Raw genomic sequence first — 9557 nt, 5'->3', positions numbered from 1 at the left:
GTGCTTACAGATCAGCTCTATCGGTTCTCTTTTATCCATTAATAATTGCGTTAAATTTTGCAATCCATGATTGGACATCATGAGAGTTTGCTGCAAAAAAACTTAAACATAGGTTATTCTGCATTATTCGTATTCACAATAATAGAATAATGATCTCGTGAGATCTCTCTGCCATCAGAACGCTGAATTGTATTGGTTTGTGTTTCAATATTCTAGCTTCGTATATTGCCAAGATCGAATATTAAAACATCAATACCCCCAAAGATATATAGGAAAAAATAATATGATTAATATAAAAATACTCGCAACTATTCCTCTATTCTTTCTTGGAGAATGTGCGATGGCTCTTCCTATTGTTCAAATCAATTTTATATTTGCCACACCCCACGCTGAAGCCCAAAAATTTGATAACCTAAGCCAAATCAAAAAAGAAGTAGATATTTTAAATCGCTATTTTGTCACTGAAAAAAATCAATCCATTTTTAAATTCGAGTTAAATAAATACATTCCATATCAAAAATTCAAACAATTAAACTGCAAACTCAGCCATCTTTTAGAAAGTCCTAAACCTATGGAACGATCGGCACTTATTAAAATTTTTCGGCAGTGCTTTCCATCAAAGAGCAAAGAAGCTGAAGTTTATATATTTATTTTTGATAGTTACAGCTCAAAATCAGGATTTAAAGCAGCAGATAGTTGGGGCTTTCATAACAATGGACGACCTATCATATTACTTGATTGGGAGCGACTAAATTACAACATTCAAGCTGCTCTCCCTCATGAAATGGGACATACCTTTGGTTTACGTCATGTTTGTGTTAAAGGTGCAAGATTCAAAGACACCACTAACTTGATGGCAAGTAAAGGTGGCTGTGACGGCAGTGGTGGGCAACGTAATATAGGCTTTAATGATCAACAAATTCAAATCATTAAAGAACATTATCAAAAATTAAAGCCCAGCTAAACTAGAGAATTTTTTTCTCGAAATAATAGGGCCATTGCACGTGGTTAATAGTATTAAAATCAATATCTCCATAATAGTCAGCCACTTGATTAAAATCATCTAATTGTACAAAATCGGGTTGCCACATGGTTTCACGGTTATTAGATTGAATTGGCAATAGGCGTAAATTTAAACTATCTTTCTCAAAAATCAATTGTGCAATCATGCCAAATGGCAAGGCATCTGGATAACCATCATATTCACCATCACTATTAAAAATACCATTACCTAAACTATAAATAACGGTTGAATCTTGGATCGTTTGCATCGACTGTAAAGTATGAGCACCATGACCTAGAATCAAATCTGCCCCCTGTTGAACCAATCGGTTTGCGAGTGTTTTTTGATAAGCTTGAGTCGGTAAGAAATCTACTCCCCAATGTGCCAACACCACAATAAAATGCGATGGATATTTTTGCTTTTCTAATGCAACTGCTTCATACAACACACTTTCTAAGGTCGCAACACCAGAAGAAGAAGGTGTGGCATAAAATTTAAATATTTTTTCGTTAGTGGCTCGATGCCAATAGCCAGAATAAAAAGAAATAATACGACCATTAATCTGAATTCTCATCGGCATGCATGCTTCAAACTCATTTTCTCCTACTCCTACATAATGTATTTGCGCATTTTGCAACGTTTTTAGTGTATGTGTGATACCTACTGCACCAAAGTCAGCAGTGTGGTTATTGGCTAAACATAAATAATGAATATTGGCTTTTTTAAGCGCATTGACTGTTGGTACATCCTGTGCACCCAATATAAATTTTTTCAATCCAACCAAGGGAGATTGAATTTGATTATTTACAAAACATGCTTCGTGATTAGCTAGATTAATATCAGCTGCATTTAAAAAAAAGTTTAGTTTTTCAAAGCTATAGTCATAGCCATGATTCAATAAAGGATCAAATACTTTGCGTTTACGACGTCGCTCAGTGTAATATTCCCCTAAATAGGTATCGCCAATAATATTTACAATGGCACGATCTTGCTTGAGGGTAGTCACTACATTTAAATTAGAAATAAGTCGATCCAGCCCTTCATGGTCCAATAAATGCCGTTCAATCACAGAATCTTGTTGAAAACTACTCTCTATTCCCTGTGTAATGACAATCGTAAAATCAGATGATGTATGCTTTTGCCATGCTATGGAAATATTAAAAAAGCTGAAAAAGTAATTAACCTTGCCCTGATCGAGTAAAAATGTTGGGCTTAGAAAATTTCTAGCTTTATATGCAATTTTACCCAGCGTTAAAATTTGCAGATAAAAGGGATTAATTTGAGTCATTAATTCAGCGATTTTAAGCACATCATTTAAGGTATATTGCTGAATAAATTTTGAATTTTTTTTACCTGAAAGATTTTTGGCACTATTTGGACTCAAGTTATGTTTTTTTATTAACTCTTCAAAATAATGGCTCATGCGCTTTTGGGTCTTATTATAAACATGCTGAGCCAAAAGAAATAGAGAATCTACACCCGCTGTTACTTTGTAATGCATTAATACTTGTAATAAATTGACTTCATCATGTAATGCATAACCAACAACACCTCGCCCTCTTTCTTGAAGGGCCATCTCTGTAATCTCGACGCTATCATCCAAACTTAACTTACGTTCATCTAATAATTTATAAACTACATAAAGCACCAAAAGTGGACCTAGCCCTTCATTTTGGTCAGAAAAATCGACGTATTGAGGTTTGGAGTGCGACAATAACGCACCATTTTTTTGTACTAAATAGTTATACATAACTCAACTCCAACAAATGATCTAACCATTTTTTTTTATAGCCATTCAAATCATATTTTTTCGCCGACTTAATCGCATGGGTTCTCATATATGGGTTTAAGTAGCATTGCTCGATTGCAATAGCTAAGGCTTGAATATTTTCATTTTCAACTAAAACACCAGAAAGATTTTGTTCAATTAGTGCATTTGGACCATACTTAATATCGTAGGCCACTACAGGCGTTCCTACACTTAGACTATCCAAAATTCCAATACAGAAACCTTCTATTGTGCTCGTCACAACAGAGACATGTGCATTTCGGATTTTGTCCGAGATATTGTGCACATAGCCTTTGAAATGTACATTCGTCTTTAAATCGTGATCATCTACATATTTGCGAATTTCTTTTTCATATATAAAGTTATCTCTAGAGTCACCAAAACCATAAAGATCAAGCTGAATTTCAGGATACTTTTCTTTTAAAATTTCAACAGCCTGAATAATATGATGAAGTCTTTTTTCTACATAATATCGCCCTACAGAAATGATGTTGAATGGGGATGCTACGGCATTGACAGTGAGTTCAGATTCTATGTGGGCAAATGTCGGAGGAATCACCCAAATTTTTAATTCTGAACCAAAACGTGCCCAAAGATCCTGCCGCTGTTGCTCTGTGGATACAATATAACCGTCAAATTTATTTGTTTCTGCTAAAGATATTTTGTAATTGGAGTTAATTCGCCCGTCTCCCATCTTCTGAGGATTACTAACATGTACGCTATGGAAAATCGAAATTAACTTAAATGCAGGAGACTTTAACTCCACTAAAATATGATTATAAAGTCTGTTTTTATCAACATAAAAAACAGGCTGCTTATAAGAGGTGATAATTTTTTGAAACCAATGCTTAATCCACTGATCACGATCTTGAAAAAAATAAGATGAACCATTGGATTCTTTTAGACTTAAATAACTAAGCTGATTATCTTGGGTGTAGTGCTCCTCTAAAACCACAATACCCTGCTGATTATAGTAAAGATATGATTTGACTTGGTTTTTCTCTAAATAAATTTCTTTAGATAAATAGCCTGACTCCGTATACAAAGCTCGCTTGAATTTCGTTCTCGCTTTATCAAAATAATTAATGTATGAAATATTCCCATTTGAGAAAAAGTGAATATAAAATAGGTAATTCCCATTTATATATACTTTTACATCTGTATTGGCATTGTTTTTTTCTAGGGTAACCGCTCCTGCAATATGACGCAAAAAATCTTCTAAAGTATTTGATCTCAAAGCAGCAAAAATTAAATATTGATAATCGTCATATAAATTCAGAAAACTATCGGCCTGAATATAATGGATATTTAAATTCTTTAAATAATTGGCGTTGTAATTTAAGGTTATAATCTTATGCGCTAAACCACAGCTATCAAAAACATATTTTCTTTTTAAAATCGCATGCTCAATACCAGTCAGCTTTTCTCCAATTCCTGCACTTAGAAAAAAGAACATTATGAACCCCTAAATAAAATAATTGGTGGTGTTTAAAAAGTATACTGAAAGAAAGACAGGTAATAATTTGATACTATAGGGAAATGCAAATAACTCTACAAATCAAATGTTCTACCCGCCTGAGTGATAGTATAAAGGAAAATGGTATAAAACTATATGGTAAGCAAAATTACCAATGCAAAATATGCAAACGTCAATTTATTGGTGATCATGCATTGAGTTATCAAGGTTGTCTCTCTGGTATCAAAAGTAAAATACTACATCTGATGGTGCGAGGCTGTGGTGTTAGAGACATTGCCGAAGTTGAGAGAGTGAGTATGGGTAAGGTTTTACGTACACTCAGCCAATCAAAATATCAACTTCAAACACGGAAAACTCATTATGAAATCCTTGAAGTAGATGAGTTTTGGACTTTTGTCGGCAATAAGCAAAATAAACAATGGTTGATTTACGCCTATCATCGAGAAACAGGTGAAATCGTTGCTTATGTATGGGATAAACGAGATTTAACCACAGCAAAACGACTTAAATTAAAATTAAAGCAGCTAGGTGTAAGCTATACCGATATATCAAGTGATAATTGGGGTAGCTTTGTTACGACCTTCAAAAAATGTAAACAGTTGATAGGTAAGTTTTTCACTGTGGGTATTGAGGGCAATAATTGTCGCTTACGCCACTGGATTAGGCGAGGGTTTAGGAGGAATTTTAACTTCTCAAAAAAGCTGGACAATCATTCCAAAGCCTTTGATTTAGTGTTTTTTTATATCAACAATGGATTCATTTAATGGCAGCATACTTTTTGAAACATCACCCCAAATTTTTATATTTTCGCCTCATCCAGCGTATAAGGTAAGCATTCATGTGTCTTCAGATCGCTGACATTGCTGAACCATGGAATCGACCATAGTATTGCTGCCAACCTTGAAGAATTGAATTAAATATTACAGATAAATCACTTAATTCACGATTACACATCAGATGTAGATACCATTTCCGAATAGTCTGTCGCATTGCTTTAAGTTCATTACGACTGACTGCCGGAGAGAAATTTACATAAACTCTTTTATACTTGTTCACGACCTTACGGAGTCTAAACGTGTACCCGAAAAAAGTAAATTGCACATCTTGATATGATTGACGACGATTAACATCTTGGCAATAAACAATCTTTGTCTTATCTAGATGCAATTCGAGCCCACATTCACGAAATCGTGCACCAATCTTTTGTAAAACAAGTTTGGCTTGAGATAAACTTTGGCAATGAATGACTCCATCATCCGCACAACGGCAGAATCTTACACTCGTAAGATTCTTGGTAATCTGCATGTCAAAAGTATAATGCATAAATAAATTAACTAATAGAGGACTAATAACTTCACCTTGCGGTGTGCCACATTTCCTTTCTAAAACTTGACCATCTACATTTTGCATTGGTGCTTTTAATCAGCGTTCTACATAGAGAAGAATCCATGGGATTTCACAGTGTTTCTTAAGTGCACGCATAAGTAGATCGTGGTCAATGTTATCAAATAGACCTTTGATATCAAATTCCACAACCCAGTCATACTTTCAACTTCGTCTTCTCACCATAGCTATCGCATCATGGGCAGAACGTCCTGAACGATAACCATAAGAGTTTGGATGAAAAGAGGATCAATCTGTGGCTCCAATATGAGCTTGACAGCTGTTTGTACTATTCGATCCGCTACTGTTGGAATACCCAACATACGTATGCTGGTTTTCATTTAAAACAGGTAATAGCGCATTAAAATCGATCAGTTTTAAAATGGCTTGATTAAATGGTATATAAAACTGAATCTGTTGTTGAATATGAACAACATTACTATAAATTTCAGATAAATTTTGATACAAAAAGGCATCAATTTTAGATTTTTTTGCTGTTAAAGCACGTAATTAAAGTTGAGAGTTTTCTTTAATATAGCGCTGCATTTGTTCTTGCACCTTATTAAAAGGTTGAATTTGCTGTTGTCGTTCATAAGAATGTTCTAAATATTTAAAAAATAATGCGTCTTCATCATCAACTTTTACATAGTCAGTATATAAGCTAGGGCTTATGAATTGACAGCATGAAAAAATAGTCAATATGCTGTAAAACATATATGTGATTAGACGAACGAAATATGCTTCTACAGCTCAATGTACTTTGCCCATCTATATGGATTTTTGATGACAGAACTACACTCTATAAGTTGTATACAACTTGCAGATACCTATCAAATCTCACATGACAGTGTAAATCGTTTTTTAGAACGGGAAAATTACTGCCCACACGATTTATATAATGAAGCTATACAATACATTCATAATCATAAACTTATGATTAGTATGGATGATACTGTATTAAATAAACCTTATAGCCCACATATGGATTGAGTCAATTTTTTCTGGTATCGACAGTAACCGCAAGGTATCCCTTGAAAAAGGGACTTGGCATCAGATTAGAGCATTACCTGCTTTTGAAAATGGTCAAAAAGTATGGCTCAAAGACTTTGGATTTGTTCAATTATTTAAGGCTCAGCTCAAAGAACAGTAGAGATTTTATATTGTTTATGATCCAAATAAGAATTTAACGTTTGATAGGTTTCAAGTTTTACACTTAAATTATTGGAAAATTGAGCAATATCATCGAGTCATTAAGCAAGTATGTCATATTGAAAAGTTTCAAGTGCGGCGAATTAAGCTGATTAGCAATCATATTTTTGCATCATTAATGGCTTATGTACAGATTCAAAAGACCCAATGGAATGATTTTTTATGAATATATCAATGGCAGAAGAGTTTATTTTGACCCATCATTAAAAGTTTTATTGATGGTTTTATTTTAGATAAAAATCACCTTCTGCTACAAAAGTTGCAAAAATTATAGTGCGTAAGTCCTATAAACGTAAAATTTCAGGTCTAATTTCCTTATAGTGGTGGCTTTGTTGCACAGACATTCAAAAGTTAAACTTTTCCCAAGTTATCCAAATTTAAGTGACAACTCGGGTGTGAGGTCGACCCAACTCCGTAAATTTATTTAATACTGCCACACGTGCATGCATCTCATTGACTTGGCTTTAGAAATTTCTTGCACTGAGTTTATCGCCTAATAATTTGATGCAATGCATTTTGGTTTCGACCAAACTTCGGCGATGATAGCCTGACCATTTTTTCCATAGTGTCCTGCCTAAACGTTTAACTGTTCGAAGTAATTTATTTCGCTCTAGCGAGCTGGTCTTTGTATCTTTCCAAGGTTTCGCATTTTTTCTTAGTGGAATCACCGCATGCGCTTGTCGCTCTGCGATGACCTGACGGCATTGCCTGGTGTCATACGCCCCATCAGTATAGACGGAGTCAATCTGTTCTTCTTGTGGAATCGCACCTGTGATCACTCACATTGTTGGTTGTGAGCTGAATAGCGCGTATTTACAGGGTTTCAGCATCGATACCAATATGTACATTGGCGACGATATTCAGGCTGATGTTTTTTACGTTTCCATTCGCCTTCACCTAAAAACTTTAAGCCAGTAGAATCAACGAGTAGATGGAGACCATTACTGCTTTTTTGATAGTTAATTGCAATATCAATATGCTTTTGTCTTCTACAAATAGTGGAATACGAATATCGCTGATATTCGGGGCTGTCCAATCTAATCTACAAAGATGAATGAGACTTTGAACAAAGCCTGTGACCATACGTAAAGACAGACGGAATAGAGATTTAATCATCAGACAGCATTGGATAGCAACATCAGAATAGATTTGATTTCGACCATGCATGTTTACCTTTTGGTTGAGCGTACCATTGAGTTTTGGGATCAAACCAAATAGAAATATTTCCTCGATTTATTAATGCTCTATTATAAGAAGACCAGTTGGTTGTACGATAGATTTTAGGTGTGAGCTTATTCATTTCAGAATTATAATGTTGAATAAGCCTTTAATGGTAGGTTTGTACAACAAAGCCTATAGTGGTCTTGATCTGTTTGTTCTTCGTTATCTTCTATTGTTTCATTTTCAGATATTTGAGTATCTTTTAGTACAGGTTCACTTACATCTAAATTTGGTCGGGTTTGAACAAAACTACTTAGACTTAAAGGGAATAATACGGTAAGACTTAAAGCCAACATGATCTTTTCATCATCATCCAAACTTTTATCACATAGCAATCAGGGCTATATTTATCATTTGTTCCAAATATTATTTTTTATATGCATGATATTGTATTTGACATCCTCCCCGACCTAAAGGACGGGGATTCCTCCTGCGAGACGCTCATGTCCGAGCGCAAGAATATTCAGTGCTGAGTTTATATCTCTATCGTGGAATGTACCGCATTCCACGCACTGCCATTCTCTTATTCCAAGTCCTGCTCTACTTTTCGGACTACTGGAGCGTGAGCAACAGCACGAACAAGTTTGGGTGGTATAGGCTTCATTGACTTCTTCATACCATACACCTGCGTTCTCGCATTTATACTTGAGCATGGATCGAAATGTGGTCCAACTTGCATCTAGCACTGATTTAGCCAATCTAGTTTGAGCTAATGCTTTGGCATTCACATTACCAACGAAGATTGCTGCATGTTCATTCACCAGTTTATGGCTGAATTGATGCAGCATATTTTGACGGATATTTTTGATCTTGGCGTGAATAGCTTTGACACGTTTCTTATTTTTTGCACGTTGAGCAATGCCAAGTTTTTGTTCATATTTCCGATAGATTTTAGGGGCTTTGAGCTTTACGCCATCTGAACAAGTGGCTAAATCTTTTAAGCCTAAATCTATGCCGATTGAAGTTTTAGCAGTTGTTTTCTCCGTTTTAACTTCATCAACCACAAGACATACATACCAACGCCCACGGCTATCTTCTACGAATGAACCTGTTTTGACGTTGTATTTTGATAGTCCGTAACTATCCCATAGCTTAAATTGATGTTTGCTATATTGAATATAGCCATCGGCATATTTCACGGCTACTTTTTTAAATGGTATCCAACCTAATGAGCGTCTAGCCGATTTTTTATTGCTGACACGCCATTTTAATTTAGCTTTCTTGAACTGTTTTCTGCGTGTAATTAATTCTTCGGTGACTGCCTGCACCGTTTGGCTATGTAAATTACATTCTTTAGATGTTCCTTTGGTATATTTTGCAACATCGTAAGCCGAAAAGAATTGACCTTTACGTTGTAGATGCTTGAAGCACAAATCATTGACATAATTCCAGACGAAATTGACTTCAGTTGCTAACTGATTTAGCACCGAACTATGTCTGTCTTTTATGCGTAATTTAAGTGTTATCATGTGCTT

At 35.0% G+C, this 9557-nt stretch carries 7 protein-coding genes and 2 pseudogenes; 3 read left to right on the top strand and 6 right to left on the bottom strand.

The window, feature by feature from the left end; translation table 11 throughout:
* Positions 1 to 283: 283 nt before the first annotated feature.
* Positions 284 to 964 (top strand): metalloprotease, encoded by a 681-nt coding sequence (locus tag C9E89_RS18455; RefSeq protein WP_228199067.1) that lies wholly within the window; start codon positions 284 to 286, stop codon positions 962 to 964.
* Between the two features lies 1 nt (position 965).
* On the opposite strand, the gene C9E89_RS18450 is transcribed toward C9E89_RS18455, so the two are convergent.
* Together C9E89_RS18450 and C9E89_RS18445 are read right to left on the bottom strand one after the other, a co-directional pair.
* Positions 966 to 2753 carry a CapA family protein gene (locus tag C9E89_RS18450; protein ID WP_107009755.1) on the bottom strand — a complete coding sequence of 596 codons (1788 nt, stop codon included), beginning with the start codon at positions 2751 to 2753 and terminating at the stop codon, positions 966 to 968.
* Positions 2746 to 4248 (bottom strand): glycosyltransferase, encoded by a 1503-nt coding sequence (locus C9E89_RS18445; RefSeq protein ID WP_107009756.1) that lies wholly within the window; start codon positions 4246 to 4248, stop codon positions 2746 to 2748. The genes C9E89_RS18450 and C9E89_RS18445 overlap by 8 nt, the downstream gene beginning before the upstream one ends.
* A gap of 83 nt (positions 4249 to 4331) precedes the next feature.
* Between C9E89_RS18445 and C9E89_RS18440 the strand changes: the two genes are divergently transcribed.
* On the top strand, positions 4332 to 5033 hold the full coding sequence (locus C9E89_RS18440) for an IS1 family transposase (RefSeq protein ID WP_107009757.1): 702 nt from the start codon (positions 4332 to 4334) through the stop codon (positions 5031 to 5033).
* Between the two features lie 82 nt (positions 5034 to 5115).
* On the opposite strand, the gene C9E89_RS18435 is transcribed toward C9E89_RS18440, so the two are convergent.
* The gene (locus tag C9E89_RS18435; RefSeq protein WP_107009758.1) at positions 5116 to 5679 is read right to left on the bottom strand and encodes a reverse transcriptase domain-containing protein; all 564 of its coding nucleotides are present in this window, start codon (positions 5677 to 5679) and stop codon (positions 5116 to 5118) included.
* Between the two features lie 691 nt (positions 5680 to 6370).
* Between C9E89_RS18435 and C9E89_RS18420 the strand changes: the two are divergent.
* Positions 6371 to 7135 (top strand): annotated as a pseudogene (locus C9E89_RS18420) (IS701 family transposase).
* A 103-nt stretch (positions 7136 to 7238) separates the two neighbouring features.
* Here C9E89_RS18420 and C9E89_RS18415 read toward each other — a convergent pair.
* From C9E89_RS18415 to C9E89_RS18405, 3 genes and pseudogenes are all read right to left on the bottom strand, one after another.
* A pseudogene (locus C9E89_RS18415) lies at positions 7239 to 8161 on the bottom strand (IS5 family transposase).
* A 7-nt stretch (positions 8162 to 8168) separates the two neighbouring features.
* Positions 8169 to 8399, bottom strand: a complete 231-nt coding sequence (locus C9E89_RS18410; RefSeq protein WP_147305732.1) for a hypothetical protein — start codon at positions 8397 to 8399, stop codon at positions 8169 to 8171.
* A 93-nt stretch (positions 8400 to 8492) separates the two neighbouring features.
* Complete coding sequence (locus C9E89_RS18405; RefSeq protein WP_107009761.1) at positions 8493 to 9551, bottom strand: RNA-guided endonuclease InsQ/TnpB family protein; 1059 nt, start codon at positions 9549 to 9551, stop codon at positions 8493 to 8495.
* Between the last annotated feature and the right edge of the window lie 6 nt (positions 9552 to 9557).

Origin of the sequence: Acinetobacter sichuanensis, assembly GCF_003024515.2 — a bacterium.
In the GTDB taxonomy this organism is placed as follows: Bacteria; Pseudomonadota; Gammaproteobacteria; order Pseudomonadales; family Moraxellaceae; genus Acinetobacter; species Acinetobacter sichuanensis.
The sequence above is the reverse complement of the archived record's forward strand: the minus strand, read 5'-3'. Positions and strand labels throughout refer to the sequence as shown.